We start from the raw sequence: 25,529 nt of genomic DNA on the forward strand, positions 1-25,529 counted from the left end.
GGGGAGGATGTCAAGGTCACAGTCTCCCTCGGTCGTCGCGGACGGCCTGCCGACGGGGGCCGGAGCACGGACCGGGCGCCGCCGTCGGAGGACCGGTCGATCCTCCGGGCCCGACGTCCGGTCCGCAACACCCCGTTCACGGACTGGACCGCCGGACCGTGCTCAGCGGTACAGCACGGCCCGCTCCACCGCGCTCCACGTCGTACTGGTCACCACGTACAGCGCGGCGGCGAGCGGCACCACCGCCACGGTGACCAGCGTGAAGAAGGACAGGAACGGCATGGCCCTGGTGATCGCGCCCAGACCGGGCACCTGCTCGCCGCCACCGGCCGGAACCGGCTTCGGGACCGTCGGGACCGGCTTCGGGACCGGCTTCGGAACCGGGCCGGCGGCCGTCGTCCGCTTCGTACGCCGGTAGTTGACCGTGGCGACGGCCGCGACGAGCGCGAACAGCGCGAGGTAGACGAGCCCGGCCGCCCCGAAGGGTCCGCCGTGGCCGAGCGCGTCGGCCCACCGGTCGCCGAGGGGCGCGGTGAACAACGCGTGGCTGAGCAGACCGTTGCTCCGGCCGCCGGCCGTCGTGTCGGAGAACAGGTGGTAGAGGAGGAAGAACGCGGGCAGTTGCAGGAGCCCGGGCAGGCAGCCGGACAGCGGGGAGACCTTCTCCTCCGCGTGCAGGGCGAGGACCGCCTGCTGCAACCTCTCGGGATCCCTGGCGTACCGGGTGCGCAACTCGGCGATCTGCGGCTGCAGTCGGGCGCGCGCCCGCTGTCCGCGCGCGGCGGCCCGGGACAGCGGGTGGAGCAGGAGTCGTACGAGCGCGGTGAACAGGACGATCGCGGCGGCCGCCGCGGAGGCGTGGAAGAGCGGCTGGAGCAGATCGGCCAGCCGTTCGACCAGGCCGCCGAACACGGATATGAACGCGGACATGGGTGAGCCCTCCGGGGTCTCGTCGTGCCGGGTGGAGAAGGTGTCGGCAGGACGACCCGCGCGGGGTCACGCGCGCACGACGCGGACGTGCCCTACGCGGCGGTCGCCGGAAGGGCCCGCCCCGGTGCCCGCGGCCGGGCGCGGCCCCGGGCATCGGGGTCCCGTTGCGGCAGGAACGCGGTGCGGTGCTCGCGGTCGCGGATGGCGGTGCGCACCCGGGCCGGCGGCACGGCGGGCACGCTGCGCGCGGCGATCAGCGCGCAGACGGCGAACGCGGAGCCAGCCGCGGCGGTCGCGGCGAGTGCGACGGCGGCGGCCGAGAGGCTGCCGGCGTCGAGGACGGCGACCTCGACGAGCAGGAGCAGCAGCACGGCGGCGGGGCGCAGATCCACCCGGAAGCGGGTCATCGGCGACTCCCTCCCCTCGCGCAACACCCTTGCCGGTGTCGGCTGCTGTCGCTGTGGCGACCACCGTGGCCGTGGAACTCCCGCGGCCCGTGCAGTCTTTATACAGGATCGGTCTCGATCGGCTGCAGCAGCCGCTTCGGCCGCAGCAGTGCCCGGCTGACCGGGTCGGCCGGGTTCCGGCCGAGGCCGGGTCCCGGCAGCATCTGAACGTCCTGGACGGGGACGACGGTTCCGCAGGCGGGGCATTCGCCGTACGGCCCCAGTTCCCGGTCCGTCCCGCAGGTCGCGTGCCGGAAGACGCGCAGCCGGGCACCGCTGAGGTGCTCACGCCCCCACATGCCGAGCGCCCGCAGGCTGGGCCACAGGGCCGTGCCGCGCTCGGTGAGGACGTACTCGTCCCGCGGGGGCGACTCCTGGTAGCGGCGCTTCTCCAGGATCCCCGCGGCGATCAGGTTCTGGAGGCGGGCCGCGAGGACGGCGCGCGGGATGCCGAGGTGGACGAGGAAGTCGTTGTAGCGCCGTACGCCGTACAGGGCGTCGCGCACGATGAGCAGCGTCCAGCGCTCGCCGATGACCTCCAGCGCGCGAGCGACGGCGCACTCCTGCGTCGCATAGTCCTTGCCGAGAGCCATGGCGTCCACTGTAGCCAGGTTCCGGCACACGGGTTCGGTGACCGAATCCACTTTCCTGACTCTTGGTTCAATGACCGAACCTTTCCTGCTACGGTCGTACGCGCCCGAGGTTCAATGACCGAACCTGCGAGAACGAACCTGGGACTCGCCCCCCGAACCGCCTCCGGAAGCGCAGGCCATGTCACCACTGGAACGCACGGAACACGGCGAGCACACCGTCGCCGCCTCCGTCACCGAAGCCGCTCAGGTCACCCACGCACCCCACACCCTCCATGCCCCCCACGACACTCCCCGGGCAACCCCCACCCTCGCCCTGACCAGCGCGGCCACCGCCGTGGCACTGATGGCGTACACCGCGCCGATGGTCACGCTCCCCGACACGGCCGCCGCCCTGCACACCTCCGTCTCCGCGCAGGCGTGGCTGCTCAACGGCACCCCGCTGGGGCTGGCCGCGCTGCTCCTGGTGGCGGGCAGCCTCGCCGACGACTACGGCCGCCGCCGGATCTTCCTGGCCGGGACGCTCGCCCTCGGCCTCACCACCGCACTCGGCGCGTTCGCGACGTCGACCTGGCTGTTCACCCTGGCCCGTATCGCACAGGGCGCAGCGAGCGCGGCGATCCTCGCGAGCAGCCTCGGCCTGCTGGTGCACGCCTTCCCGACCCCGCGGGGCCGGCTGCACGCCACCGGCGTGTGGGGCGCGTTCGTCAGCGGCGGCATCGCGGTGGGCCCGCTGATCGCGGGGGCGATGCCCACATGGCGCGTGGCCTACGGGGTCCTGGGCGCCGCGGCACTGATCGTGGCGGCCCTGTCGGTCCGGGCGCTGACCGAGTCCCGCGCGCCCCGGGGCGGCCGTCCGGACCTCGCCGGAGCATTCGTGTTCGGCCTCGCCCTCGTGTCCCTGGTGGCCGCGCTGACGCTGGGCCGCGACGGCTGGCTGCGGACGCCGGTGGCCCTGCTCCTCTCGGCGGCCGTGCTCCTGCTCGCCGCCTTCGCCGTCATCGAGCGCCGCACCCGCATACCGATGATCGACCTCGCCCTGCTGCGCCGGCCCCGCTTCCTCGGCTCGGCCGCGGGCGGACTGTTCACGGGCCTCGCGGTGATCGGCCTGTTCAGCTTCCTTCCGGCGCTGCTCCAGCGGGCACTGGGTCTCACGGCGATGGACACCGCATGGCTGCTCCTGCTGTGGTCCGGGCTCTCCTTCACGGTCGCGCTCCAGGCGAAGCGGCTCGCGGGCCGGGTCTCGCCGCGCCACCAGCTTGCCCTCGGCTTCGCGCTCCACGCCGCCGGCGTGCTGACCATGCTGGGTGCGATCGGCGCGCACTCCTGGGCCCGGCTGCTGCCCGGACTGGTGATCGGGGGGATCGGCAGCGGCCTGCTGAACGCCGCGCTCCCGCTGGTCGCCGTGGAGTCGGTGCCCGCCGAGCGCGCGGCGATGGGCTCGGGCGCCCAGCAGACGTTCCGCTACATCGGCTCCTGCGCGGGCGTGGCCCTCACGATCGCCGTGGTCACCTCGGGCGGCGGCTCGCTCGCCCACGGCGCGGACATCGCCGCGGTCGTCTCGGCGGGGCTGGCCCTCATGGGCGCGCTCGGGGTGCTGGCGCCCCGCGAACGGGCCTGAGGCTCACGCCCGGGGCCGCATGGAGGCGAGCTTGCCCCACACCACGAGCCGGTACCGCGAGGTGAACTCCGGGGTGCAGGTGGTGAGCGTGAGGTAGTAGCCGGGACGGTCGTACCCGTACGACGGCCTCACGGTGCTGCGCGGGACGGGTGCGATGACTCCCCCGTCCCGGGCTGAGGTCTGCGGGAGCGTCCTGTCGACGACGTACGTGTAGACGGCGGCCTTCGTCTCGACGGTGACGGTGTCCCCGTGACGCAGTCGGTCGAGGTGCCGGAAGGGCTCGCCGTGCGTGTTGCGGTGCCCCGCGAGCGCGAAGTTGCCCGCCCCGCCGGGCTGGGCGGTGCCCGGGTAGTGGCCGACGTACCCCAGGTTGAGCACACGGGACTTGCTGACGCCTTCGGCGACGGGGACACGGACGGAGAGCCGGGGAATGGTGAGGACGGCGTAGGCACGGGAGAGAGCGGGACGGACGACGGCGACCGCCCGCGACTCCCCCCGCCCGGTGCCCTTGGCAGGGCTGCCGGCAGCCTGCGCACCGGAGGAACCGGCGGCCTGCGCACCGGAGGAGCCGGCGGCCGAGGGGCCGGCGGGCTCGCCCCACTCCCGCTCCAGCGCCTGCACCTTGCGCTCGGCTCCCTGCCGCGCCTCCCGGTTGGTCCACCACAGCTGATGGACGACGAGCAGCATCAGCACGACGCCGACGGTGACGAGCAGTTCACCACCGCTCCACAGCCCACGCCGGAGAAGGGCGCGACGACGCCGGTCGGTGTGCGCGACCACGCGAGCCCGCATGCGTACGCCTCCTTCACCGGGGCCGCCCGCACGATAGGGGGTACCCGTCCAAGTCACCACCCCCATGCACCGCCTGGTACGGGACGGGGTGCTTCGAGGCCCTTGGAGGCACTTCACACAGCCGTTTTAGAAAGGGCCGTCAGAACCCTCGACAACCCGTGCGCCCCACCCGATCCTTCGTGATGGCATCAGCGGAGCCGGTCGACGCCGGGGGGACGACCGGCGCTTACGGCACGAAGAGGCGGAGAAGCCATGATCCGACGCAGGACTCTGCTGGCCGCCGCGGGCGGCACGCTCCTCTCGAGCGCCCTGGCGACCGGCACCGCCCGGGCCGCTACGGCCATCACCGTCAACCCGGCCTCCACATTCGGGAGCTGGGAGGGCTGGGGTACATCCCTCGCCTGGTGGGCCAACGTCTTCGGGACCCGGGACGACTTCGCCGACATCTTCTTCACCACCAAGTCGGTGGCGTACGGCGGCCGGACCCTCCCCGGCCTCGGCCTGAACATCGCCCGCTACAACCTCGGCGCGTGCAGCTGGAACAGCGTGGGCGGCGAGAGCATGGTCGCCTCCCCCAACATCCCGTCCTTCAAGCAGATCGAGGGCTACTGGCAGGACTGGACGAACGAGGACCCCACCGCCTCGACCTGGAACTGGACGGCGGACGCGACCCAGCGCGCGATGCTCGTCAAGGCGACGCGACGAGGCGCGGTCAGCGAGCTGTTCGCCAACTCCCCGATGTGGTGGATGTGCAACAACCACAACCCGTCCGGCGCCTCCGACGGCGGCAACAACCTCCAGTCCTGGAACCACCGCCAGCACGCCTCGCACCTGGCGTCGGTGGCCCTCTACGCCGAGAACACCTGGGGCGTGACCTTCACGACGGTCGAGGCGTTCAACGAGCCGTCCTCCAGTTGGTGGACCGCGACCGGCACCCAGGAGGGCTGCCACCTCGACGCGTCCGTGCAGTCGGCCGTACTGCCGTACCTGCGCAGCGAGTTGGACAAGCGCGGCATGCAAGGCACGCACATCTCGGCATCGGACGAGACGAGCTACGACCTGGCGCGCACCACCTGGAACTCCTTCAGCCCGACGGCGAAGTCCTGCGTCGACCGGGTGAACGTCCACGGCTACCAGGGGTCCGGCGGCCGCAGGGACCTCCTGTACACGGACGTGGTGACGACGGCGGGCAAGGGCCTGTGGAACTCGGAGACGGGCGACGGCGACGCCACCGGGCTGACCCTGGCGGCCAACCTGCTCCTCGACTTCCGGTGGCTGCACCCGACGGCATGGGTCTACTGGCAGGTGATGGACCCGAGCGCGGGCTGGGCGATGATCGCCTACGACGCCGGCACGCTGCAACCGGGCTCGGTGCAGACGAAGTACTACGTGATGGCCCAGTTCAGCCGCCACATCCGTCCCGGTATGACGATCGTCGACACGGGTGTGGACTACGCGGTCGCCGCCCTGGACAGGTCGGCGAAACGCCTGGTGATCGTGGCGGCGAACAAGGCGTCCTCCGCCCAGACCCTGACCTTCGACCTCTCCCGCTTCACCACGGTCACCGGCGGCACGGGCGGTGTGGTCCCGCGCTGGAACACGCTGACGGGCGGTGGCGGCGACCTGTACACGCCCCACACGGACACCTACCTGGACGGCAGGACGGTCAGCGTGCCGTTCGCGGCGGGGGCGGTCCAGACGCTGCAGGTGGACGGTGTGACGGCGTAGCCGCGTCGCGCGCCGCGGCCGCACCGGCCCCGGCGCGCGGGTGCCGTACGCACCGCCCCTCCGCCCCCTGGCCTGCGAATCTCTCTCCTGTGTCGGCCGGCGGCAGTACGGTGTCCCTCATGCGCCCCGACACGCCTGCCGAGAACGTCGACCACAACGCCGAAGCAGCGCGCCTGGAGCGGGCCGCCGGCCTGTATCCCGAGGACGCGGAACACCTGCTGCTGCAGGCCGCGGCCCACCGGGAGCTGGCCGGCGACCGCCCGGCCGCGACCGCGCTGTACGACCGCCTGCTGTCCTCTCCCGACCCGCTGGAGGACCCCCACCTGGTACGCGCGCTGAAGGCGTCGAACCTGTGGGAGTACGACCACGAGGCCGAGGCACGGGCGATCATCGAAGGCGTCCGCGCGGCCGCTCCCCGGCATCCGGCCCCCTGGGTGATCGTCGCGGAGTCGCTGGAGTCGCACGACGAGCTGGAGGCGGCGGAGGAGACGTTCACGGCGGGCCTGCGGCTCCTGGTCGCCGACGCGGCGAACCCCCCGCAGTCCACCCACCCGCTCCTGTACGGCCGCCACCGGGTCCGCCGCATGCTGGGTGCGCCCCACGACGAGTGGGACGCCGTGGCCGACTCCCTCCACTCCTCCCGGGTCTCGCTGGACGAGCTCCACGACCCGAAACGGATCTGGTCCCTCGGCTCGGACAACCCGGCGGAACTGGAGGCCGAGATCAGCCGCCTGCGCGCGGAGCTGGGCGCCTACCGCGAGGCCCTGTCCCGCCCGTTCCCGGTGGCGGTCCTGCACTGGCCGGCACCCGAACTGGACGAGCTGGTGTCGGCGTACCCGACGCTGGCCGCCGAGTACTCCTCACACGAGGAGCACCTGGCGACGATAGAGGCCTCACTTCGGGAACTGTCCGCCTCGGGCACGTGGAACCTGGGCATCGTGACGGGCACGGTCCCGTCGTACGAGGCGTTCGCGGCGTCGGAGGGCACGTCACCGGCGGACGTGGCGCTCCTGCCCCAGTACGCGACGACACTGGCGGCCCGGGGGCGGGCGGTGACCTGGCCGCCGGAGCGGGGAGCGGCTTGCTGGTGCGGGTCGGGGCGGGCGTATGAGGGGTGTCACGGGGGCTGATTCACGGCCTCGCGTCCTCCTCGTTCGGACACCGCGGCTTCCACTACCGAGGTGCGTCCGCGAAGAGCCCATCGATGTCGCACAACGCCAGTGCCGTCTGGTCAGATAGTCCTATCAATAGGACTATCTGACTGGAGCGGGGAAGTGGCCGACAGACGGGACTTGATCGAGCGACTGGGGAAGCTGCAACCAGCCCACCGTCGACCAGGTCAACCAGTCCACCGCGCGCTCCTGCTCCTCTGGGCCATCGCCCAAGCCGTACATGGGCGTCCGCGGCAGCACTCCTGGTCGGTGGTCAAGGAGGCAGTGGGGCCGCTGCTCGTCGCGTTCGCCGGCTCGTCCGATGGCCAACTGGATGTGCTGTATCCCTTCTGGGCGCTGCAACGAGACAAGCTCTGGGAGATAGCGGAGTCCGAGGACCTCGCTCTGACAGGTCAAGGGCGACGGCCCCCACAACTGTCGGCCCTGGATGAGGCGAACCCTCTCGCTGGGCTGCGCGAGGAGGACTACACCCGGCTGTCAGAGGACCCGGAGTTGGCGGCATGGGCCGTCAGTACGTTGCTCCTACGGTTTTTCTCCCCCACTCCCCCCATGATGCTAGAAGCATTGGGGGTGAAGGAGTTGGTGGCCGGCCAGATTGCCACCTCCTTGCGCCCAGTTCCTGGAGAGCCGTATGCACACCGCAATGCAATCGCCGATGTCTACGGCGGCAATCGCGTCCTGGGAATCACTCCTCTCGCAGATGGCATCCTCACCGTCTACTCGGACGACAAGGGCCCTTACGCTGACCAACGCCTCCCAGCGATGGACTGGATTGCCTACACTGGCGATGGTTTGTCGGGCGACCAAACCTTGACTGCGGGCAACCGCAGGATGGCGGAGTACCAGGAGCAGCAGAAAGCTTTGCGCTACTGGCACAAGCCTTACAAGGGCCACTGGACGTTCGAGACCTGGACTGTCATCGTCCAGCGTCGGAGACGTTGGGGTCGTGGACAAGACGGTCAGCAGCGCAGAGAGTTCGTTTGGATCCTCGCCCCTGTCCCCTCGCCGCTAAGAGAGACGTGGTCTCCGGAAGTGCTCGAAGCCCTCGAACAGGATGACGGGCAGCTTCACGACGACTCACTCGATGTCATCCCCCTGGAACTAAACTCAAGCGCGGAGCGGCAGCCGACCAGTGCCCGCGAGAAGTACAAGCGGCTATCAGCAGCCGCCCATCGCACAGCAGTCGGCCGAACCCGACAATCCAAGCTCGCGCAAGTGGAGCGATACCTGCGCTCGCCCGCTGCCCGGGAAGCAGTGGTACTCCGCAGCGGAGGCCGCTGCGAAAACCCCTCCTGCCTGGGGCACCCACTCGAGCACACAGACGCTGATGAACCGATTCTCGAGGTCGACCACGTCAATGGCCTAGCCAAGACGGGACAGGACACCCCTGAAGTCATGATCGCGCTTTGCCCGAACTGCCACGCACTCAAGACGCGAGGCAGGAACCGGCGGCCATTGCAACAGAGGCTCCTCGATGAAGCTCGCGACCGCCACCGAGCCTTCATGGAGGGAAGCTAGGTTCTGTCGCGGAGCTTTGTCTCATACCGAGTGCAGAAGCAGCGAGATCAAGCTCCCGGACGGCGGCAGGCGGCGGCTCGTCTGCCGGGCCGGCTTCCGTCCGACAGGGCTGACGCGGCTCAGCCGGGACCTAGTCAACACCGTGGCAATGCTGGAGGTGGCTCGATCGGGCCTCGCCGGACGCAGTGATCAAGAGTAGGGAGGCGAATGCGCGGTTGGCCAGGGTGGTAGGCCCGTCGTGCACAGCGTCACGCCGAGAAGGACGATCACGCGGGAGCTCCAGCACGAGCTTTCGACCGATGTATGGACGTACTCGGCCCTCGCCACGAGAGGCGAGGGACCCGTACTGGTCCCTGCTGCCCGACTGCTTACTTACCGCATGGTTCGACACGATAGGCCCTCGATTCCTCGATCTGCGCCTCGAAGCGCGTTTGCGCACGGTCCAGGGCCTCGTCCGCGTCACAGCCATGGGCCCGGAGCCAGTGGAGAAAGTCCGTCACAACATCGATCACCGCTTCTTGGGCCATCGCCGCGCTCAACCTGCTCGACATCGGCTTACTCGGCAGCCTTGTCGCCGCATACAGACCGAGAAGGGCCTCGGCACGGGTGACACCTGCGGTTCCCACATGGCCGTTCGGCGAGGTGAGCCCTGTGGCCAGCTCGCACCATGTGACTTTCCGGTCAGGGTGGAGCTGGACACCCCAGCGGTCGGCGACCGTATCCACGAGGGCCATGCCGCGTCCTACCTCGGCGTCGGAGCCCGCGTCGATGAGAGTAGGGAGGGCACGTGTGTCCGGGTCGTGGACCTCGATGCGCAGATGGTTGCCGTTCATGGAGACCGCCAGGGTGGCCGGCGTGCCATGACCGACGTGCGTGATGACGTTGGACACCAGCTCGCTCACGCAGAGTTGGGCCGGGTCGGTGAGGTCGTGCAATCCCCACGTCCCCAGGTGCAGCCGCATGATGCGGCGCAAGGCGGCCACCTCCACGGGCTCAGCAGTAAAGGCCACGTCCCACGGCTTTCGTAGCATGCAGGGTTCCTGGCTCACGAAGACCTCTCTCGTCGCAGATGGTCGGGCAGAGACACGAAGCGTTACGAGTACTCACGGCGAGTTGTGTTGCTATCAGAGTGAGGTGCGCACATCCCTTCATGCAATGTGCAGCACGAGATTCCCACTTCCGAGTGATTGGCAGGAACAAGCTCTGGCGCGAGACTGAATGCTCGCTGAGTGAAGGTGAGTTGAGATGGCAGGTTCCCCGACGGCGCGCCGTCGCCGTCTCTCCATTGAGCTGAAGAAGCTCCGCGAGAGGAGCGCGTTGACCTGCGCGCAGGTTGGTGAAGCGCTGGACTGGAGCGGTTCCAAGGTCAACAGGATGGAGACGGGCAGCGGCAGGGTCCAGCCCTCCGACGTCGACGCCCTGTGCCGGTTCTACGGCACCGGCGACGAGATGCGTGAGTTTTTGAAGTCCCTGGCTCGGCAAGCGAAGACGCGGGGCTGGTGGCAAGTCCACGGCGCGGGTGTGCCCGAATGGTTCAACATCTACATCGGCCTGGAGCAGGATGCTTCCACGCTTCGCCAGTATCAGTGCGAGCTACTCCCCGGGCTCATGCAGACGGCCGCATACGCCACCGAACTCCACAGGACGGGTGCGCACATGTCTCCCGAGGACATCGACCGTGCGGTTCGTGTGCGCATGGAGCGCCAGACCATGCTGACTCGCCCCTCGGCCCCGGACGCCTGGTTCATCGTCAACGAGGGCGCTGTCCGCAATGTCATCGGGGACCGGCCGCTGATGCGGGAGCAGCTCGAACGTGTCCTAGAATCGGCCGAGTTGCCCAGCGTGACACTGCAACTCCTCCCCTTCGACTCGGGTACCTATCCGGCCACAGGCTCCTTCACCATGCTCGGCTTCCCCGATCAAGGAGATCCGGACATCGTGTACCGCGACGGCATCACGGATGCGATCTATCTGGAGGGCGAGCATCATGTGCGTGAATACACCAGAGCCTTCGACGGTCTCCGAGCCGCGGCCCTGAGTCCTCAGCGCTCCAGCCGACTAATCAAGTCCATCCTGAAGGAATACGCGAACTGAGCATGGCAGAGACCCAGGGGGGCGACCGCCCGATATGGTCCACGTCGTCGTACAGCAACGGCGCGGGCGGTGAATGCGTCGAGTGCGCGGTTACGGGCGAAGGCGCTCTGGTACGCGACTCCAAGTACAGGGGCGGGCCCGTCGTCGCCGTGGGGGCGCAGGCGTGGCGTGACTTCGTAGGGTCCACGGCCGTGGGCGAGGCGGGTCGCCGGGTTGCCGGGTCGCGATCCGGGTCAGCTCGCCCGGATGCCCGGGCGCGGACACGCCCGGGGCTGTCGTGATCGTCCGCGTGATAGCAGGCTTCTCCTGTGGCGGGACGGGCCGCGTCCTCCACGGAGGGCGGAGCCAGGCATCCCGCCCCTGCTCGGCCGAAGCGATCAGGCCTTGCGTCCCACGCCACCGAACATGGCGACCTCGGCGGGCAGGTCGGCCTCGCCGTTGTCCGGGCGCCACCGGTTGCAGGACACCACGCCGGGTTCGAGGAGTTGCAGCCCGTCGAAGAAGCGGGTGACGGCGGCGGGGGTGCGCTGGGTCAGCTTCGGCGTGCCGTGCTCGTTCCAGAAGGCCACCGCGGCGTCCACGTCCGGCATGTCCGGCCGGGTGATGGTGTGCGAGAGGACAAGGTGGCTGCCCGTGGGCAGCGCGTCCATGAGGCGCCGCACGATGCCGTACGCCTCCTCGTTGTCCTCGATGAAGATGACGACGCCGAGCAGCATCAGCGCCACGGGTCGGCTGAGGTCCAGGGTTTTCGCGGCCTGTTCCAGGATCGCCTCGACGTTGCGCAGGTCCTCGTCGAGGTAGTCGGTGCGCCCTTCCGGCGTGCTGGTCAGCAGGGCCTCGGCGTGGGCCAGCACGATGGGGTCGTTGTCGACGTAGACGATGCGGGACTCCGGCGCGACGCGCTGGGCGACCTCGTGCGTGTTGTCGGCCGTGGGCAGGCCGGTGCCGATGTCGAGGAACTGCCGTATCCCGCACTCGCCCGCGAGGTGCCGCACGGCGCGCCCGAGGAACAGCCGGTCGGCGCGGGCGTAATCGCCGATGCCTGGGTGCAGCGTGCGGATCTGGTTCCCGGCCGCCTGGTCGACCTCGTAGTTGTCCTTGCCGCCCAGCCAGTAGTTCCAGATCCGGGCCGTGTGCGGCTGGTCGGTCTTGATTCGCCTGCGCGCCTCGATCGACGCGGCGGGAATCTCAGTCACGGGATGTCCTCCAGTTCAGACGGCCGTGAACGGTCAAGAGGCAACCTAGCGGCAGAAGTTGGGGACAGCGACATCCTCCGGTGCTTTGTTCGTCGCCCCGCAACGGGTCTGAGGCCGGGTGTCGGCGGTGCTCGGCCGGTCGGGCACCGGCTGACTGGCGCCGAGGTCGCTCAGCCGGCCTCCGCCGGACGGCGTTCAGGCTGGTGCGCCCGGCCACCGCTCGTGGGCCGTCGTGGTCGGCCAGGAGACTCAGCGCCTCGGTCCAGCGGCGGGCGGCCTCCGGGGTCGCGTCGAGCAGGGCCGAGCCCAGGCCATCGAGGGCCGATGCCTCGTGCCAGGTGTCGCCGAGGTCGTGGTGGGCGGCAGCCGTCCGGCCGTCGTCGCTCCGGGAGCGGCGGTGCCCGGGGACCGGTCCGTACCCTCGCGGGCGGTACGGACCGGCCCCCCGGGGTCGGTGGCGGTGGTCGGCCGGTCGTCATCGGTTCGTGGGATCCGCCGGCCGGCGGCGGCCGGGTGTGGTCAGCCGAACTGGCCCGGCTGGTAGTCGCCCGCGGGCTGCCGGATGATGACGTTCATGCGGTTGTAGGTGTTGATGAGGGCGATGAGCGATACCAGGGCGGCGAGCTGGTCCTCGTCGTAGTGCTTGGCGGCGTTCGCCCACGCCTCGTCGGTGACGCCGCCCGCGGCGTCGGCGATGCGGGTGCCCTGCTCGGTCAGCTCCAGGGCGGCCCGCTCGGCCTCGGTGAAGACCGTCGCCTCCCGCCAGGCCGCCACCAGGTTGAGGCGCAACGAGGTCTCCCCGGCATGCGCGGCGTCCTTGGTGTGCATGTCGGTGCAGAAGCCGCAGCCGTTGATCTGGCTGGCGCGGATCTTCACCAGTTCCTGTGTCGCGGCAGGAAGCGGCGAGTCCGAGACGACCTTGCCCGCCGAGTTGATGTACTTCGCGAACTTGGCTGCGACGGAGTTGCCGTAGTAGTTGAGACGGGCGTCCATGATGATCTCCTTGCTGTGCGCCGACGGTTACACAGCTCTGACGGATCAACTCGGGGAGACGTGACAGCCGGACGGGCGGGGGGGTGTGATGTGCGTCGCTCGTTCCGCGGGATGCCGATGGGCGTGATCAGCGGGGTGCCGCAGGGTGCCCGCGCACGCCCGCGGTACGCGACTACGCATGCCGCCGAGCACCGATCGGCCTTTCGGGGTCCTCCCCGTCGGTGAGGAGGAAGGTGCCCTCCGCGGTGGCCGCGAGTGTGCTGTCGAGGTAGCCCGCCAGGTCCCGCAGGGTGGCGAAGTCCTCGATCAGCAGCACCCCGTGCCCGAAGGAGCCGCGCCGGGGTTTCAACGGGGCGCGGCCCCACTGTGCGATCACGGGTGCGGCGGCCGTGTCGCGGCGGTCGAGCAGAACCGTGTCGGGGACGGGAAGGCCGGCCCGCGACGGGCACAGGTGTGCCCGGTACATGTCGAGGCCGGTCACGCAGCGCCCCGGGGCGGGGACGACCGGTATGTCCTGGCTGAGCGTGCGCAGGGCCTCCAGGGCATAGCTGCCGGGGTCCCGGGCCATCCCCGCGTACCAGATGTAGAGGTCGAGGTCGTTGAGGCAGACCTCGTCGCAGTACACCTTGCCGTTGCGGATCCACGATCGACGGATGTCCAGGCCGTGCAGGAACTCGACGCCGGTGACCTCCTGCAGAAGGCTCATCAGCAGCGCGTGGTCGTCGGACGGGATCCTGCCGGGCTCCGCACGGGCACGCGGCGTCCCCGTTCCGCCCGGGGACGCGGGGGACGGGAAGGTGCCTGCTTTCGGCATGGCGCGATGCCCTTCGGGGGAGCGGCCGGGCACCCGCGACGGGTGTGGCCGAAGAATCCCGCTCACGCGTCGTGACGCTCTTCTCAGAGCAGCACATCCCGACCGGGGACGCATCTCGGCAGCCTGGGGCCCGCCGTACCGGTGCAGCTCCCGGTGCCGTACCGGTCCTCGCCGGGTTCCTGGTGGCGCGGCGCATTCCCCGCGCGGGCGCCCGCATTCCCCGCGCGGGCGCCCGCTGTGCCGACGCGGGCCGCCGGGACGGCTGACACCACGGCCGCACCGGAGTCGGCCCGCGGGGTGGGCCCATGGTGTCAGGCCACCGGTGCCAGCTCCGCCTTTCCGAACAACAGCGCGTAGCCGGAGGGGAGTTGTCGCAGGATGCGGTCGGTCAGGTCGTCGCCCGCGAAGTCGGGCAGCGCGCCGAGGACCGCACTGACGTCCCAGCGTGCCGTCGCCGGTGTGGAGCCCTCGATGCGGGTGGCGGCCGCGTCCACGAACTCGGGCGCGGTCAGCGGGCGCGTCACCGGGATCTGGGACGCGATCAGGCGTGCCGCCTCCTCGGGGAGCCGGCGGGCGAGTTCCACGCGCTCGTCGCCGATGACGTGGCCGCCGAGGGCGGAGAGCACGATGCGGGTGATGTGCTCCGCTTCGGCGGTGGTGGTGTACTGGCCGGATTCCCTCACCGCCTCGATCAGCCGGGACCAGGGCGGGCGGGCCTGCGCCGTGTCCGTCCCGGTGGTCGTGTTCGCCGTGGCCGTCGTCGGGCTCGTCGTGGCCGCGGCGGTTCTGCCGCGCACGCTCGCCGCCGCGTTCGTCATGGTCGTACTCATCCTGCGGGTACTCCTCCGTTGTCCTTCCCCACCCGGTCCCCTCCCGGGTACCCCGGTCACGAGGTCCGCCCCGCGTGTGCGCACGCGGGGCGGACCGGGCCTCTGCAGTGGTCAGCTGCCGAGCTGCTTCTTGCCGCCCGTGATCTGGATACGGCGCGGCTTGGCCTCCTCGGCGACGGGGATGCGGAGGGTCAGGACACCCGCGTCGTACGAGGCGTCGATGCGCTCCGTGTCCAGGGTGTCACCCAGGAACAGCTGTCGGGTAAAGGTTCCGGTGGGACGCTCGGCCGCGATCATCTCGGCGTCGTGGGGGGCCTGCGAGCGGCGTTCGGCGCGGACGTTCAGCACATGGCGTTCGACATCCAGTTCGATCGTCTCGGGGTCGATGCCGGGGAGGTCGAAGTGGACGACGAGTTCGTCCCCGGACCGGTAGGCGTCCATCTGCATCGCGGCGGGACGCGTGGTGGAGCCGAAGACCTGCTGCGCGAGGCGGTCGAATTCGCGGAACGGGTCGGTACGCATGAGCATCACGGGTCACTTCCCTTCGTGAGGTGGCTGGTTGCGATGCCCTGACACTTCTTATATAGCGCGAAGACAGAAAGTTGACAAGCCCGGACTCAAGGTTGTCGGGTCTTGTGCGTGTCCTCCCAGGTGGCAGGTGGTGTCGGCTAGCCTCGTTTCGGCGGAATGATCAGAAGACCCACGAGCGGGAGGCAGGCAGCGATGGCGAAGGTTCCTACGGCAGTGGTGGCCGCGAGCGGGCTCGTCGGCGGGTACGCGGTCGCCCGCTGGACCAGGAAGCGGCAGCTCGGCGGGGCCGTGCTGGCCGTCGCGGGGGCCGCGGCCGCCCAGCGGTGGCGGCGGCAGGCCGGGGGCACGGCGGCCGGGGCACTGAGCGCCGCCTACGTCGCCGCCTTCGCCGGCTCGCATCCGCTGGCCAAGAAGGTGGGCGCCTGGCCCGCGGTGTTCGGGGTGGCCGGAGCCGTGGCGCTGGCCTCTTGGGCGGTGGCCGACCGGCGCGCCTGAGCGCTCCGCGGGAAGCCCGGTGCACCACCTGCGGGTTCGATGGGGGTGCCCCCTGCTCGAACGTACTTGAGAGCTTGGGGCAGGCTGGTCGCGCGGTTCCCCGCGCCCCTGTGGGGCGCTGCCGAACCGCACCGGACTCCGCCGGCTTGCACCCGACCGACGCGGACGCGGTACCGGCCCGGCCCGCTGGGGTCCCGAGAGAACTCGGTGGCGAATCCGGACCGTCGCAGACGAGCATGGAACGCATGGATGACCAACCCGCACGATGGAGCCAGGCAACGGTCTACCCCGACATGTGGGCCGATCCGGACGCCGACCCCCGCAACAGCGACGGTCCCAGTCCGGACGGCGAACTCGCGACGCTTCAGGACTTCCTGACGAACTACCGCATGACCCTGCGGATGAAGTGCGAGGGCCTGAGCCCCGAGCAGCTGGCACGCCGGTCGGTTCCACCGTCGACGATGTCGCTGCTCGGCCTGGTCCGGCACCTCGCCGAGGTGGAACGGGACTGGCGCAACTGGATCAGCGACCAGGAGCCGCTGCCCAAGCTGTACGGCAAGCGCGACGCGGACTTCGACGGAGCCGTCCCCGAGCAAGCCGTGGTCGACGCCGCGTACGTCGATCTGGAGCGCGAGCAGGCCGCCACCGACGCCGCGCTGGCCGGGCACCCGGACCTGGGCGAGCGTGTGGGGAAGGACGGGATCGCCGTTCGGGAGCTGATGGTGCACAGGGTCGAGGAGTATGCCCGTCACTGCGGGCACGCCGACCTGTTGCGCGAGTGCATCGACGGAAGGGTGGGCCAGTGACGAGGGCCGGGGCTTGCACCCGCCCCGGCCGGCACGTCACCTGACGTGGGATCCCGACGGCGCCCGGGGGGAGCGTGCGCGGAACGGCGCCCTTAGGATCACACCCATGTACGGGCAGGGGTATGGGGAGCAGTCGGCGTCGATGGGCTATCTCGCCGCGCTGGAGGGCCGGCTGACGGCCGACGGGTGCACGACGCGGTGGGAGGACTGGGCCGGGACCGCCGTGCTCGTGGGGCGGCGGTCCGACTTCCGGATGCGCTGGATGGCCACGAACCTGCACCTGTTCACGGTGGCCGCGGCGGTGCCCCAGATCACCGTGCAGGCCATCGAGAGCTTCACCGGCAGCGTGCTGAAGTACGCCCGGGACACCAAGGGCGGGCTGCCCGTGGGCCTGCAGACCGGAGTGGGCGCCTTCCCCGTCCTGGTGAGCGAGTTCGTCGAGCCGGCCGCCGTGCACTGGGCCGAGGCCCAGCAGCGTAACCGGTTCGCCTGCATGGCCCGGCCGGTCGTCGTCGACAGCAGGCAGCGCTATGTGGGCATGTACCGCGGCAAACCCGCCATCGGCCGCGTCTACGCCTCCCACTTCGTCGAGAAGAGCACCCGGTACTTCTACGCCGTGTAGGGCCCGTAGGCGCCCCAGGGGTCGCGGCCCGTGGCCCGTGGCCCGTGGCCCCTAGAGCGCCGTCTCCGCGGGTGCCGGTGCCGCCGTCAGCGGCCGGACGATGTCCTCCGGTGAGCGCCGTTCCGCCGGGATGGCGAGCAGCACCGCCGCAAGCCCCGCCGTGCACATCGGGGACGTGCCGATCTGGTCGCTTGGACGGACACAGTCCTCCTCGGCGGCGCCCGGTGGCACCACGCTCGACCCGAGTGCCCGTCCCGCCGCCGGCTACGCTCCGAGCACCCGCGACACGGTGTAGATCAGCAGGCCGGCGAGGGAACCGACCACCGTGCCGTTGATCCGGATGAACTGCAGGTCGCGGCCGATGTGCGCTTCGATCTTCCGCGTGGTGTGCTCGGCGTCCCAGCCGGCGACCGTGTCCGTGATGAGGGACGTGATCTCCTTGCGGTACGTCGTCACCACGTGCACCGCCACGCCCTCCACCCAGCCGTCCACCTTGGCCTGCGTCTTCGGCTCGGTCGCCATGCGGACGCCCAGGGACAGCAGGGATGCGCGCACGCGCAGCCGCAGTTCGCTGCGCTCGTCCTCGGCCGCCGAGACGATCATGGAGCGGACCGCCGTCCAGGCTGAGGCGATCAGGTCCTGGACCTCGCCGCGGGCGAGCACCTCGGTCTTCAGCCGCTCCACACGGGCGCGGGTGTCGGTGTCGGACTGCAGGTCGGAGGCGAAGTCGGTGAGGAACCGGTCGAGGGCGCCGCGCGCCGGGTGGGACGGCGCGTCGCGCATCTCGGTGACGAAGCGGAGCAGCTCCTTGTAGACCCGCTCGCCGATCTTCCTGTCGACGAAGCGGGGGGTCCAGCCGGGGGCGCCGCCCTGGACGGCGTCCATGACCTGCTGGTCGTGCAGGACGAGCCAGTCGTGAGCGCGGACGCAGACCAGGTCGACGACCCGCTTGTGGCCGCCGTCCGCGACGACCTTCTCCAGCATCTTGCCGAGGCCGGGCGCGATCTCCTGGGCGTCGGCGCGGCGGGTGACGGCCTCGCCGACGACCGCCTGGACGTCCGAGTCGCGCAGCACGGTCAGCGCGCCTCTCAGGGCCGTCGCCAGTTCCGCCGTCACCCGGTCCGCGTGCGCCGGCTCGGCAAGCCAGGCGCCCAGGCGGCTGCCCGTGCCGACGGCTCGCAGGCGCTGCCGCACGACGCCCTCGGAGAGGAAGTTCTCGCCGACGAACTCGCCCAGGGAGACGCCGAGCTGGTCCTTCTTGGTGGGAATGATCGCCGTGTGCGGGATGGGCAGGCCGAGCGGGTGCCTGAAGAGCGCGGTGACCGCGAACCAGTCGGCGAGCGCACCGACCATGCCGGCCTCGGCGGCCGCCGCCACATACCCGGCCCACGGACCCGCGCCCGAGTCCTGCGCCCACTTGGCGAGGGCGTACACGAGCGCCACCAGGAGCAGCAGGCCGGTCGCCGTGCTCTTCATCCGGCGTACGCCGCGGCGCTTCTCCTCGTCGGCGGGGCTGAAGGACGTCATCGCGCGGCTCGCGACCGACGTCGTCGCCCCCCGGCTCGTGGTGGACGTCGTCGCCCGGCTGGTGGCGATCGCGGGGCGGGCTCGCCGCCCCGGGGCCGTCGCGTCGTCCGTCTTCCTGCGTTCCATCCGCTCCACCGTTCGCGTCCCCCGTACACATTGTCCCTTCCCGACGGACTCCCGGAACGGACCGGGAGTTCCCGGCATCTGTCCGGAGCGGGAGGAATCGGGGACATTTCAGGGTCGCAATCGGGGGTACTGCGGGGTTCCGGCCGGAACCAGGGCCGGGAGCCCCACCGGGTTTCCGGGGCCGCTTCGGCCGTGACGTTCTCGGCCGTACGCACGTCAGGGCCGTCGTACGACACCAGCCACCCCGCCCCGCGGGTCACGACACCAGCCACCCGGCCCCACCGGTCACGACACCAGCCACCCCGCCCCACCGGTCACGACACCAGCCACCCCGCCCCACCGGTCACGACACCAGCCACCCCGCCCCACCGGTCACTGCGTCAGTAGCCCCGGTGCCGTCGCCGGTCGCGCTCCTCGCGTCGGGCCTCCCGGCGCTCCCGCTGCGCCTCGCGGCGCTCCTGGTGCCGCTCCCTGCGTTCCTTGACGCGTTCACCCATCAGCTCGCGGTGCGCCTCCAGGGCTTCCAGGGCCTCCAGGTGGGTGTCGTGCATGTCGAGCAGGTCCTCCGCGGGGGAGCCGTGCAGTTCCTTGCGGGGGGCCTTGCGGTCCAGCCTCTCCCGGCGGCGCTCCTCCTTCAGCCGCTGCCGCTCGGCGCGGGTCAGCTTGCGCTCGACGGCCACCCCGCCCCAGAACGCGAACCCGGTGACGACCACGCGCGGCGCGCCCGGCGCGCCCGGCACACCGTCCTCACGCTGGTCGAAGCCGCCCATGATCCCCACGCCACGCACGACGACCTCGACCCCGGGCGGCACGATGATGTTCACCCCGCCCATGATCGCGACGCAGTTGATCTCCACCTCGCGGTCCGCGAAGTTCGCCTCCCTGAGGTCGAGCTCGCCGCCGCCCCAGAAGGCGAAGCAGGTGAACCGCTTGGGCACCGTCCAGCGGCCCTTGCGCTGGAAGCCGGACATGACGGCGACGGCCCCCGTGGACGAGCCCTCGCCGCCGAGGATGCGCTCCGCCCAGGGCCCGCCCGGCTCGGGCTCCTTGCTCAGGGACACGGACGGCGCCGTGACACCCGCCGACGGAAGGTCCCGGGTGATCGGGGCCAGTTCCCCGTACGTGCGCGCCTTGTAGGCGGCCTCCAGCCTCTCCTCGAACTCCTCCATGTCGAGACGGCCCTCCGCGAGGGCGTCCCGCAGGACCTCCGCGACTCGTTCACGATCGGCGTCGGAGGCGCGCAACTCCGGAACGGGGGTGCCGGGGTCCCACGGCGACGGCCGCCGGCCGTCGCCTTCCCCGGAAGGCACAGCGTCGGTCATGGGCGTCAGCCTACGAGTTCGCCGCGCCGACGGCTACGAGACCGCCCGCTCCGCCTGCCCCGGCGGGGACTGCGGGGCGTCCTCGCGTGTCCGGAGCATCTTCGCGATCACGGCCTCGATGTCCGGCTCCCGCACCGACAGGTCCACCAGCGGGTACCGCGCGGCGATGTGCGCCACCAGCGGGGCCGCCGACTGCGACGCCGGGAAGGCGAGCCACTGCCGCGGCCCCTCGACCCGTACCACGCGCGCGTGCGCCACCTCGACCGGCGGCAGCTCCCGCTCCAGGTCGACGACCAGGGTGCGCTCGCTCTCGCCCACCTCGTGCAGCCCGGCGAGCGGACCGTCGTACATCAGGCGCCCGTGGTCGATGACCATCACCCGCGAGCACAACTGCTCGATGTCCTGCAGATCGTGCGTGGTCAGCAGGACGGTGGTGCCGCGCTCGTTGTTCAGGTCCCGCAGGAAGCCGCGCACCCTGGCCTTGGAGAACACGTCGAGGCCGATGGTCGGCTCGTCCAGGTACAGCACCTCGGGGTCGTGCAGCAGCGCCGCCGCGATGTCGCCCCGCATCCGCTGCCCCAGCGAGAGCTGACGGACCGGCACGTCCAGCAGCCCGCCCAGTTCGAGGAGTTCGACGCAGCGGTCGAGGTTCTCGCGGTAACGCCCGTCCGGGATGCGGTACATACGGTGCACCAGCCGGTAGGAGTCGATCAGCGGAAGATCCCACCACAGGGTCGTGCGCTGCCCGAACACCACGCCGATGCGCTGCGCGAGCCGCGTCCGCTCGCGCGCGGGGTCGATCCCGGCGACGCGCAGCCGGCCGCCGCTCGGGGTGAGGATCCCGGTCAGCATCTTGATCGTGGTGGACTTCCCGGCGCCGTTCGGGCCGATGTAGCCGACCATCTCACCGCGCGCCACGGTGAAGGAGATCGAGTCGACGGCCCGCACCCGCCGCCGCTCGCTCTTGAGGAATCCGGTTCTCTTGCGCACGTCGAAGACCTTCTCCACCCGGTCCACTTCGATGAAGCCACTCGTCATGGGCCCTCAGCTCCCCGTGCTCCGGTACGAACGCAGTCCCGCACGCCAGGCCAGCCCCGCCAGTGCGCAGCAGCCCGCCGCGACGAGCGGCGGGGCGAAGGCGAACCAGACCGGCAGATCGAGCGGATAGGGCCGCCCCAGCACGTACAGCGCGGGCAGCCAGTTGACGAACGCGAGCGGCAGCACGAAGGTCACCCCGCGCACCAGTTCCTTCGCGAAGACCGTCGGCGGGTACTGCAGCAGCGTGGTGCCGCCGTAGGTGAACGCGTTCTGCACCTCGGAGGCGTCCAGCGCGACGAACTGGAAGGCCCCGCCCGCCACGAACACAGCGCAGAAGATCACGCTGCCGCTGAGCAGCATCATCGGAACCATCACCGCCTTCAGGGGGGTCCAGGCGACGTCGAGCGCGGCGACGGCGTACCCGAGGACGCAGGCCCCCTGGGTCACCCGGCCGAGCCTGCGCAGCCCGAAACGGTCCGCGGCGACCTGCGCGAGGACGGGCGCGGGACGCACCAGGAGGGTGTCCAGGGTGCCGTCGCGCACCCGCCGCCCCAGCCGGTGCATGGAGCCGATCGCGAGGTCCGCGATCCCGAAGGCGGTCGCGGAGAGGCCGTACAGGAAGGCGACTTCGGGCAGCCGGTAGCCGCCGAGCACGTCGACCCGCGAGAACATCAGCAGGATGGCGACGAAGTCCAGCGCGGTCGCCGCGAAGTTGCCGAGGGTCGTCATCACGAAGGAGGCGCGGTAGGCCATCGTGGAGCGGATCCACATGGCGGTGATCAGCCGGTAGGCGCGCAGGCCCTCCCGCACGCGCCCGTACGCCCGCACGCCCCCGTGCGCCGTCTCAGCCACCCTGGACCACCACCCGCCGGGTCGCCGCCGACTGGAGCATCCGCCCGGCCGCCAGCAGCGCGGCGGCCCAGGCGAGTTGGCGCGCGTAGACGGCCACCGGGTCCGCCGTGCCCAGCAGGACGTCCGCGGGTGCCTGGATCAGCGACGCCCAGGGCAGGGCGCGCACGATCTCGCCGAGCGCGCCCGGAAAGACGTTGAGCGGCAGCAGTATCCCCGAGCAGAACGTCGCCGTGATCCAGGAGATCTGGGCCACACCGGAGCCGTCCAGCAGCCAGAACGCGCTGAGCGCGACCAGGAAGCGGATCGCGAAGCTCACCACCGTGCCGAGGGCGACGGCGACCAGGAAGGCCGCCCAGGCCGACGGGCGGGTGGGCAGCGCGAGCGGGAAGAGGAGCGCGCCGACCCCCATCGGGATCACGCCCCGGGCCAGCAGCTGGAACAGCCCCCTGCCCAGGTCGGCGGCCAGCCACCACAGTTGGAGGTCGGCGGGCCGGTACAGGTCGACCGCGATGTCGCCGGTCCGGATGCGCTCCATCAGCTCGTCCTCGAAGCCGCCGCCCATCACGGAGACCACCACGAGCAGCGCCTGCCCGATCCACACATACGTCAACGCCTCTGCCTCGCCGTACCCCCCGAGGTGGGGTCGCTCGTGCCACAGGGCGATGTAGGTGTATGCCAGGATCAACCCGAAGACTGTGTTGGTGAAGACCCCCGCCGCGGTCGCGGTCCGGTAGGTCGCGTACCGCCGGAAACCACCGGCGGCGACGGCGGCGTACAACCGCCCTGTCCCCACGGAGAACCCTCCTTCGAGGTGTGCCGGGCCGAAGCGCAGAAGCCTAACGCGCGGACGAAGTGGCGTACCACACGTTTTTTCCGCACGACACGCCGCCGTGCCGGGAACGGAACGCTTGGTGCGACAGTCTTCATCGGGGGACGCAGATGGCGTACGAGGGCGTACGGGAACGTACGAGGCGAAACGGGAGTCCGGCACCACGATGAGCGAGGAACCGCAGCCGCAGCAGAGCAGCCCGGCAGGGGCGTCCGGAGATCCGCAGCCCGCGGTTCCCGGGCCGCTGCCCGGTGGGAAGCCGAAGCGGCCCGGGCGCACCGGGTGGCGCCGGCTGATCCCGACCTGGCGGATGGTGCTCGGCACCCTCGTCGTCGTGGTCCTGCTCCTGATCGGCCTCTTCGCGCTCGGCTACTACATGGTCAAGATCCCGCCGGCGAACGCGGCGGCGACCAAGCAGAGCAATGTGTATCTGTACGCGGACGGCAGCGAGTTGGCCCGGGACGGCTCGGTCAACCGGGAGAGCGTGGCGCTCGCCCGGATCTCCAAGGACGCCCAGCACGCGGTGCTCGCCGCCGAGGACCGCGATTTCTACTCCGAGTCCGCGATCGACCCGAAGGCGATGATCCGGGCCGGCTGGAACACGGCCACGGGCAAGGGCAGGCAGTCCGGCTCGACGATCACCCAGCAGTATGTGAAGAACTACTACCTGGGGCAGGAGCAGACCGTCACGCGGAAGGTGAAGGAGTTCTTCATCGCGATCAAGCTGGACCGCGAGAAGAGCAAGGACGACATCCTGGAGGGCTACCTCAACACCAGCTACTTCGGCCGCAACGCCTACGGCATCCAGGCCGCGGCGCAGGCGTACTACGGCGTCGACGCGAAGGACCTCACGGTCGGTCAGGGCGCCTACCTCGCGGCGCTGGTGAACGCGCCGAGCGAGTACGACGTGATCGCGCACCCCGAGAACAGGACGGCCGCCCTGGCCCGCTGGAACTACGTCCTCGACGGCATGGTGACGAAGCACTGGCTGAGCCCGGCCCAGCGGGCGAAGGTGACGTTCCCCGCGCCCCGCCAGCAGGTGTTCGCGACCGGCATGTCCGGCCAGCGCGGCTACCTGGTCCAGGCGATCAAGGACTACCTCGCCACCAACAAGATCATCGACGAGGACACCCTGGCCGCCGGCGGCTACCGCATCACCACCACCCTGCAGAAGCCCAGGCAGGACGCCTTCGTCAAGGCCGTCGACGACCAGGTGATGTCCCGCCTCGACAAGAAGAACCGCAAGGTCGACCGCTATGTCCGCGCGGGCGGCGTCGCCGTCGACCCCACGACCGGCGAGGTCGTCGCGATGTACGGCGGCATCGACTACACCAAGCAGTACGTCAACAACGCGACCCGCCGCGACTACCAGGTCGGTTCCACGTTCAAGCCGTTCGTGTTCACCTCGGCCGTGCAGAACGCCTCCCGGACCCAGGACGGCGTCACGATCACCCCGAACACGGTGTACGACGGCACCGACAAGCGCCCGGTGCAGGGCTGGAGCGGCGGGGCGTACGCGCCCGAGAACGAGGACAACGTCTCCTACGGCCCGATCACCGTCCGCAGGGCCACGGACAAGTCGGTGAACGCGGTGTACGCGCAGATGGCGGTGGACGTCGGCCCGTCCCGGGTCAAGGAGACCGCGGTCGCCCTCGGGGTGCCCGGAAACACCCCCGACCTCGAGCCGTACCCGTCGATCGCGCTCGGCACGGCCACCGCGAGCGTCCTCGACATGGCGGAGGCGTACGCGACGCTCGCCAACCACGGCAGGCACGGCACGTACACGCTCGTCAAGAAGATCTCCAAGGACGGCACGGACGACGTGCCGCTGCCACAGCGGCGGGCGGAGCAGGTGGTGAGCCGCGAAGCGGCCGACACCACCACGGCCGTCCTGCAGAGCGTGGTGGACAACGGCACCGCGACCGCGGCGCAGGCCGCCGGGCGGCCCGCCGCCGGCAAGACGGGCACGGCGGAGGAGGACCAGGCGGCCTGGTTCGCGGGCTACACCCCGCAGCTGGCGACGGTGGTCTCGGTGATGGGCCAGGACCCGGACACGGGCGAGCACGAGTCGCTGTACGGCGCCATGGGCCAGGCCCGCGTCAACGGCGGCGGCGCACCTGCCCGGATCTGGGCCCAGTTCACGAAGGCGGCTCTGAAGGGCAAGCCGGTCAAGGGCTTCGACCTCCGCCTCCAGGACGGTGCCGACCGGGTCGTGGAGCCGCCCACGAGCCCCGCGACCGAGTCGCCGGGCGGCCCCGGCGCCCAGGACAACGGCGGCACGACGAGCACCCCGCCCACGCCCGGCCAGGACCAGGGTCAGAGCCTGGGGCAGACCACCGGCGGCACGCCCGGAACGGGCGGCACCACCGACACCGGGGGCACCACCGGGTCCGGGGGGACGACCGACACCGGCGGCACCACGAACACGGGCGGGACGACCACGGGCGGCACGACCGACACCGGCGGCACGACCGGGTCCGGGGGGACCACCGGGTCCGGGGGGACCACGGGGTCCGGCACCTCGACGGGCGGCACGACGACGGCGGGACTCCTGGCCGTGCCGAGCCGCCGGTCATAGGCACCGGCCGCAGGGGCGGCACAGCCGCGACCTCGAACGGCCCGCGTCGGATCGATCCGGCGCGGGCCGTTTCCCGTGG

General features: G+C 70.9%; 26 protein-coding genes. 10 read left to right on the forward strand and 16 right to left on the reverse strand.

The features are described 5' to 3' along the window. Nucleotides 1-162: 162 nt before the first annotated feature. The 3 genes from ACFSL4_RS28010 to ACFSL4_RS28020 all read right to left on the reverse strand — a co-directional run bounded on the left by ACFSL4_RS28010 (nt 163) and on the right by ACFSL4_RS28020 (nt 1,978). A complete protein-coding gene (locus tag ACFSL4_RS28010; protein WP_381088830.1) occupies nt 163-918 on the reverse strand; it encodes a YidC/Oxa1 family membrane protein insertase in 756 nt (251 codons plus the stop codon). Between the two features lie 104 nt (nt 919-1,022). Continuing rightward, nucleotides 1,023-1,337: a DUF6412 domain-containing protein gene (locus ACFSL4_RS28015; RefSeq protein WP_381088659.1), complete on the reverse strand. Its 315-nt coding sequence runs from the start codon at nt 1,335-1,337 to the stop codon at nt 1,023-1,025. A 98-nt stretch (nt 1,338-1,435) separates the two neighbouring features. Further along, nucleotides 1,436-1,978, reverse strand: a complete 543-nt coding sequence (locus ACFSL4_RS28020; protein ID WP_381088662.1) for a winged helix-turn-helix transcriptional regulator — start codon at nt 1,976-1,978, stop codon at nt 1,436-1,438. 169 nt (nt 1,979-2,147) lie between these two features. Between ACFSL4_RS28020 and ACFSL4_RS28025 the strand changes: the two genes are divergently transcribed. After that, nucleotides 2,148-3,587: an MFS transporter gene (locus ACFSL4_RS28025; RefSeq protein ID WP_381088665.1), complete on the forward strand. Its 1,440-nt coding sequence runs from the start codon at nt 2,148-2,150 to the stop codon at nt 3,585-3,587. A 3-nt stretch (nt 3,588-3,590) separates the two neighbouring features. On the opposite strand, the gene ACFSL4_RS28030 is transcribed toward ACFSL4_RS28025, so the two are convergent. Beyond that, entirely contained in the window at nt 3,591-4,379 is a 789-nt protein-coding gene (locus tag ACFSL4_RS28030) for a class E sortase (RefSeq protein ID WP_381088668.1), read from the reverse strand. A 252-nt stretch (nt 4,380-4,631) separates the two neighbouring features. On the opposite strand from ACFSL4_RS28030, the gene ACFSL4_RS28035 reads away from it, so the two are divergent. The 3 genes from ACFSL4_RS28035 (at nt 4,632) to ACFSL4_RS28045 (ending at nt 8,797) form a co-directional block, all read left to right on the forward strand. Further along, nucleotides 4,632-6,107 carry a glycoside hydrolase gene (locus ACFSL4_RS28035; protein WP_381088671.1) on the forward strand — a complete coding sequence of 492 codons (1,476 nt, stop codon included), beginning with the start codon at nt 4,632-4,634 and terminating at the stop codon, nt 6,105-6,107. Nucleotides 6,108-6,226: 119 nt separating this feature from the next. Further along, the gene (locus ACFSL4_RS28040; protein WP_381088674.1) at nt 6,227-7,237 is read left to right on the forward strand and encodes a hypothetical protein; all 1,011 of its coding nucleotides are present in this window, start codon (nt 6,227-6,229) and stop codon (nt 7,235-7,237) included. A gap of 144 nt (nt 7,238-7,381) precedes the next feature. Continuing rightward, a complete protein-coding gene (locus ACFSL4_RS28045; protein WP_465269769.1) occupies nt 7,382-8,797 on the forward strand; it encodes an SRA domain-containing endonuclease in 1,416 nt (471 codons plus the stop codon). Between the two features lie 368 nt (nt 8,798-9,165). Here the strand turns inward: ACFSL4_RS28045 and ACFSL4_RS28050 are convergent, their stop codons facing one another. Then, nucleotides 9,166-9,846 (reverse strand): ATP-binding protein, encoded by a 681-nt coding sequence (locus ACFSL4_RS28050; RefSeq protein WP_381088681.1) that lies wholly within the window; start codon nt 9,844-9,846, stop codon nt 9,166-9,168. A 196-nt stretch (nt 9,847-10,042) separates the two neighbouring features. Between ACFSL4_RS28050 and ACFSL4_RS28055 the strand changes: the two genes are divergently transcribed. Further along, nucleotides 10,043-10,891, forward strand: a complete 849-nt coding sequence (locus tag ACFSL4_RS28055; protein WP_381088683.1) for a helix-turn-helix domain-containing protein — start codon at nt 10,043-10,045, stop codon at nt 10,889-10,891. A 2-nt stretch (nt 10,892-10,893) separates the two neighbouring features. Further along, nucleotides 10,894-11,172 carry a DUF397 domain-containing protein gene (locus ACFSL4_RS28060; protein WP_381088686.1) on the forward strand — a complete coding sequence of 93 codons (279 nt, stop codon included), beginning with the start codon at nt 10,894-10,896 and terminating at the stop codon, nt 11,170-11,172. 96 nt (nt 11,173-11,268) lie between these two features. Here the strand turns inward: ACFSL4_RS28060 and ACFSL4_RS28065 are convergent, their stop codons facing one another. From ACFSL4_RS28065 to ACFSL4_RS28085, 5 genes are all read right to left on the reverse strand, one after another. Beyond that, complete coding sequence (locus ACFSL4_RS28065) at nt 11,269-12,087, reverse strand: SAM-dependent methyltransferase (protein ID WP_381088689.1); 819 nt, start codon at nt 12,085-12,087, stop codon at nt 11,269-11,271. A gap of 519 nt (nt 12,088-12,606) precedes the next feature. Next, complete coding sequence (locus ACFSL4_RS28070; protein ID WP_381088691.1) at nt 12,607-13,080, reverse strand: carboxymuconolactone decarboxylase family protein; 474 nt, start codon at nt 13,078-13,080, stop codon at nt 12,607-12,609. 172 nt (nt 13,081-13,252) lie between these two features. Then, nucleotides 13,253-13,894: an ATP-grasp domain-containing protein gene (locus ACFSL4_RS28075; protein WP_381088694.1), complete on the reverse strand. Its 642-nt coding sequence runs from the start codon at nt 13,892-13,894 to the stop codon at nt 13,253-13,255. 311 nt (nt 13,895-14,205) lie between these two features. After that, nucleotides 14,206-14,724: a DUF2267 domain-containing protein gene (locus ACFSL4_RS28080; RefSeq protein ID WP_381088697.1), complete on the reverse strand. Its 519-nt coding sequence runs from the start codon at nt 14,722-14,724 to the stop codon at nt 14,206-14,208. 111 nt (nt 14,725-14,835) lie between these two features. Beyond that, nucleotides 14,836-15,252: an Hsp20/alpha crystallin family protein gene (locus tag ACFSL4_RS28085; RefSeq protein ID WP_381088833.1), complete on the reverse strand. Its 417-nt coding sequence runs from the start codon at nt 15,250-15,252 to the stop codon at nt 14,836-14,838. 195 nt (nt 15,253-15,447) lie between these two features. Between ACFSL4_RS28085 and ACFSL4_RS28090 the strand changes: the two genes are divergently transcribed. The 3 genes from ACFSL4_RS28090 (at nt 15,448) to ACFSL4_RS28100 (ending at nt 17,178) form a co-directional block, all read left to right on the forward strand. Beyond that, nucleotides 15,448-15,750: a hypothetical protein gene (locus tag ACFSL4_RS28090; RefSeq protein WP_381088700.1), complete on the forward strand. Its 303-nt coding sequence runs from the start codon at nt 15,448-15,450 to the stop codon at nt 15,748-15,750. A gap of 236 nt (nt 15,751-15,986) precedes the next feature. Next, the gene (locus ACFSL4_RS28095) at nt 15,987-16,556 is read left to right on the forward strand and encodes a DinB family protein (protein ID WP_381088703.1); all 570 of its coding nucleotides are present in this window, start codon (nt 15,987-15,989) and stop codon (nt 16,554-16,556) included. Between the two features lie 106 nt (nt 16,557-16,662). Beyond that, nucleotides 16,663-17,178: a levansucrase gene (locus tag ACFSL4_RS28100; RefSeq protein WP_381088706.1), complete on the forward strand. Its 516-nt coding sequence runs from the start codon at nt 16,663-16,665 to the stop codon at nt 17,176-17,178. 51 nt (nt 17,179-17,229) lie between these two features. Here the strand turns inward: ACFSL4_RS28100 and ACFSL4_RS28105 are convergent, their stop codons facing one another. From ACFSL4_RS28105 to ACFSL4_RS28130, 6 genes are all read right to left on the reverse strand, one after another. Beyond that, the gene (locus ACFSL4_RS28105) at nt 17,230-17,412 is read right to left on the reverse strand and encodes a hypothetical protein (RefSeq protein WP_381088709.1); all 183 of its coding nucleotides are present in this window, start codon (nt 17,410-17,412) and stop codon (nt 17,230-17,232) included. A 30-nt stretch (nt 17,413-17,442) separates the two neighbouring features. Beyond that, entirely contained in the window at nt 17,443-18,831 is a 1,389-nt protein-coding gene (locus tag ACFSL4_RS28110) for a DUF445 domain-containing protein (protein WP_381088712.1), read from the reverse strand. 380 nt (nt 18,832-19,211) lie between these two features. Then, the gene (locus ACFSL4_RS28115) at nt 19,212-20,153 is read right to left on the reverse strand and encodes a DUF1707 SHOCT-like domain-containing protein (protein ID WP_381088715.1); all 942 of its coding nucleotides are present in this window, start codon (nt 20,151-20,153) and stop codon (nt 19,212-19,214) included. A 33-nt stretch (nt 20,154-20,186) separates the two neighbouring features. Beyond that, a complete protein-coding gene (locus ACFSL4_RS28120) occupies nt 20,187-21,191 on the reverse strand; it encodes an ABC transporter ATP-binding protein (protein WP_381088717.1) in 1,005 nt (334 codons plus the stop codon). Nucleotides 21,192-21,197: 6 nt separating this feature from the next. After that, nucleotides 21,198-22,043, reverse strand: a complete 846-nt coding sequence (locus ACFSL4_RS28125; RefSeq protein ID WP_381088720.1) for an ABC transporter permease — start codon at nt 22,041-22,043, stop codon at nt 21,198-21,200. Continuing rightward, the gene (locus ACFSL4_RS28130) at nt 22,036-22,836 is read right to left on the reverse strand and encodes an ABC transporter permease (protein WP_381088723.1); all 801 of its coding nucleotides are present in this window, start codon (nt 22,834-22,836) and stop codon (nt 22,036-22,038) included. The genes ACFSL4_RS28125 and ACFSL4_RS28130 overlap by 8 nt, the downstream gene beginning before the upstream one ends. Before the next feature lie 202 nt (nt 22,837-23,038). Here ACFSL4_RS28130 and ACFSL4_RS28135 point away from each other — a divergent pair, with 202 nt between their 5' ends. After that, on the forward strand, nt 23,039-25,450 hold the full coding sequence (locus ACFSL4_RS28135) for a transglycosylase domain-containing protein (RefSeq protein ID WP_381088726.1): 2,412 nt from the start codon (nt 23,039-23,041) through the stop codon (nt 25,448-25,450). The last annotated feature ends 79 nt before the right edge of the window (nt 25,451-25,529 follow it).

Origin of the sequence: Streptomyces caeni (assembly GCF_042678285.1) — a bacterium.
GTDB classification, from domain to species: Bacteria; Actinomycetota; Actinomycetes; order Streptomycetales; family Streptomycetaceae; genus Streptomyces; species Streptomyces caeni.

Coding starts and splice junctions, on each gene's coding strand:
- ACFSL4_RS28135 (WP_381088726.1), top strand. CDS start 23,039: ATGAGCGAGGAACCGCAGCCGCAGCAGAGCAGCCCGGCAGGGGCGTCC.
- ACFSL4_RS28115 (WP_381088715.1), bottom strand. CDS start 20,153: ATGACCGACGCTGTGCCTTCCGGGGAAGGCGACGGCCGGCGGCCGTCG.
- ACFSL4_RS28060 (WP_381088686.1), top strand. CDS start 10,894: ATGGCAGAGACCCAGGGGGGCGACCGCCCGATATGGTCCACGTCGTCG.
- ACFSL4_RS28120 (WP_381088717.1), bottom strand. CDS start 21,191: ATGACGAGTGGCTTCATCGAAGTGGACCGGGTGGAGAAGGTCTTCGAC.
- ACFSL4_RS28070 (WP_381088691.1), bottom strand. CDS start 13,080: ATGGACGCCCGTCTCAACTACTACGGCAACTCCGTCGCAGCCAAGTTC.
- ACFSL4_RS28030 (WP_381088668.1), bottom strand. CDS start 4,379: ATGCGGGCTCGCGTGGTCGCGCACACCGACCGGCGTCGTCGCGCCCTT.
- ACFSL4_RS28110 (WP_381088712.1), bottom strand. CDS start 18,831: ATGGAACGCAGGAAGACGGACGACGCGACGGCCCCGGGGCGGCGAGCC.
- ACFSL4_RS28055 (WP_381088683.1), top strand. CDS start 10,043: ATGGCAGGTTCCCCGACGGCGCGCCGTCGCCGTCTCTCCATTGAGCTG.
- ACFSL4_RS28035 (WP_381088671.1), top strand. CDS start 4,632: ATGATCCGACGCAGGACTCTGCTGGCCGCCGCGGGCGGCACGCTCCTC.
- ACFSL4_RS28085 (WP_381088833.1), bottom strand. CDS start 15,252: ATGCTCATGCGTACCGACCCGTTCCGCGAATTCGACCGCCTCGCGCAG.
- ACFSL4_RS28015 (WP_381088659.1), bottom strand. CDS start 1,337: ATGACCCGCTTCCGGGTGGATCTGCGCCCCGCCGCCGTGCTGCTGCTC.
- ACFSL4_RS28075 (WP_381088694.1), bottom strand. CDS start 13,894: ATGCCGAAAGCAGGCACCTTCCCGTCCCCCGCGTCCCCGGGCGGAACG.
- ACFSL4_RS28090 (WP_381088700.1), top strand. CDS start 15,448: ATGGCGAAGGTTCCTACGGCAGTGGTGGCCGCGAGCGGGCTCGTCGGC.
- ACFSL4_RS28100 (WP_381088706.1), top strand. CDS start 16,663: ATGTACGGGCAGGGGTATGGGGAGCAGTCGGCGTCGATGGGCTATCTC.
- ACFSL4_RS28080 (WP_381088697.1), bottom strand. CDS start 14,724: ATGAGTACGACCATGACGAACGCGGCGGCGAGCGTGCGCGGCAGAACC.
- ACFSL4_RS28025 (WP_381088665.1), top strand. CDS start 2,148: ATGTCACCACTGGAACGCACGGAACACGGCGAGCACACCGTCGCCGCC.
- ACFSL4_RS28040 (WP_381088674.1), top strand. CDS start 6,227: ATGCGCCCCGACACGCCTGCCGAGAACGTCGACCACAACGCCGAAGCA.
- ACFSL4_RS28095 (WP_381088703.1), top strand. CDS start 15,987: ATGGAACGCATGGATGACCAACCCGCACGATGGAGCCAGGCAACGGTC.